The 1,362-nt window shown below is 50.4% G+C and carries 1 protein-coding gene; it reads right to left on the bottom strand.

Annotated features, from left to right (window positions below):
- The coding region (locus LRP54_RS08330) for a SpaA isopeptide-forming pilin-related protein (RefSeq protein ID WP_231235758.1) at nucleotides 1–1,362 on the bottom strand (1,362 nt) is incomplete at both ends.

Below are 1,362 nucleotides of genomic sequence, written 5' to 3' on the forward strand. Positions count from 1 at the left end.
CGCATCCGTTTTCTTCACAGTCACATCAGCTTTAACCCGAGTATTAACCACACGCAAAAACGCTAAAGCCACACCCTGATCATCATGATCCAACGCCTGACCATCCAAAACCAAGTCCTTCGGCGCGCTCAAACCCTCAATACCCTCAGGCACACCCGACTCACTCAACGTGTACTTACCAAACACACTCGGCTTAAAACGAACAAGACCATCTGAATCAGTCACACCCGTTTGAACACCCGGACGATCCCCCACCTCAAGCTCAGGCTGACCATCCAACGCGCCCACATACCTCAACGTAAACGTGATCCCCTGAATCGGCTCACCATCTTGATCCACCTTACGCACACTCAACGGCTGCTTATCAGAAACAAAAGCAGCATTACGCGTATCATGACGATGAGTAGGCTGCAAAGACACAGACGTACTTTGCACATACGCCACATCCCCAGCAACATCATCCCACGGACTGGCAACAGAACCTTCCGCAACCGAATGATTAGCCACACTGACCACACCATTACCAGCAGGAGCAACCGTCTCAGTATCCTCCTTCAAGAAACGCACCGCATAATTACCACGCGCATACACCTCAAACCGATAATGACCATCCTCATCAGTACGCCCAACAATCGGCACACCCGCAGGATCACGCGCCACAGTAAAAACAGACGGATCCGAATCACTTTGACGCACCACAACAACCCGACGACCACCAATACGCGCCTCATCCGCACGCGCATTACCATCACGATCAATATCAAAAAACGCAATACCATCAATCGAATACTTAATATTTTCCGCCGTCACCTCATTAGCCTCACGGAAATTAATCCCATCCTCAGAAGTAGCCAACGAATTAATCGCACGCGAATGAATATCCAAACCCTTCGTCGCCTCACTAAAAGGCAAACGATTCCCCGTCACAATATGAGCCAAACCCGCAGACAAAATCTTCATCCCCGGACGCAAAACAGCCTTCACAGACTTCACACGCGACCAATCAGAAACCTCATCCTTACGCAACCACCGCGAATTCACCACAGAAGCCGTATCCACACCCTGCGCATCCAACGAATAAAAATACTCAAACGCCGCATTCGCAGAAAGCTTCACACCAGTCTCAGTCAAAAAAGTATCAATCGGCTGATCATTCACACGAACACCATCAACCTCAACCTCATCAACAGGCCCAGTCAACGGAGTCTCAAACGCAGAATGCTCCACCACACCCGAAGACCCATCACCACCAGACCTCAACCACGTACGAGGCAAATACTCATCCCGCTGATTCGGCACCACCTTATGATCCCCAGCCTGCGGCAACACATCCAACAACGTCAACGCCTCAATAGCCGTCAA

Source organism: Schaalia sp. lx-100 (assembly GCF_021083625.1).
GTDB lineage: Bacteria > Actinomycetota > Actinomycetes > Actinomycetales > Actinomycetaceae > Pauljensenia.